Here is a 474-nt window from a genome sequence, read left to right as displayed (position 1 = left end):
TGCGGTACAACCGTGTCCACTCAAACGGCAAAACCCCGTCCAGCACCCCATCGGTCAGCGTCAGCAATTCCTCGCCCGTGACCATCGACACAGGGCAGCCGTTGGTCACGGTCTTGTCCGAAGTCGCCGCCGCATCCCCCGCCGGGTTCTTCGCCACAGCAGGCACATCGTCGACATGTTCCTGCCGCACCAACACCGTCCGCTGGGACTTGTTGCGCACCACCGGCACCGGATTCGAAACCAGCTGATCCCCAGCCTTCAACGGCGCAACCGGCACGGCCCTGATCGGCGTCGCCGCGCTCCCCAGCAGCAACGGTTTGGCCACTTCGACATGCGGCTCCAACCCAGGCCCCACAAGCTGATCCGCCAACCTCTGCAGCCAAGTGCGCACCCACCCGGACTTGATAGGCCCCAGCGTCTGGACCCCCAGCCGAACCTGCACCCCCATGCCCCGCGTCGCCCAGGCCAGGAACA

Annotated in this window: 1 protein-coding gene; it reads right to left on the bottom strand. The window is 66.0% G+C overall.

Features of this window, described 5'->3' with window-relative positions:
- Positions 1 to 474: DUF6531 domain-containing protein (locus H0Z09_RS27190; protein WP_238340312.1), on the bottom strand; the 474-nt coding region annotated here is incomplete at both ends.

Origin of the sequence: Pseudomonas sp. SWRI18 (assembly GCF_014268345.1) — a bacterium.
GTDB lineage: Bacteria > Pseudomonadota > Gammaproteobacteria > Pseudomonadales > Pseudomonadaceae > Aquipseudomonas > Aquipseudomonas cedrina.
The sequence above is the reverse complement of the archived record's forward strand: the minus strand, read 5'-3'. Positions and strand labels throughout refer to the sequence as shown.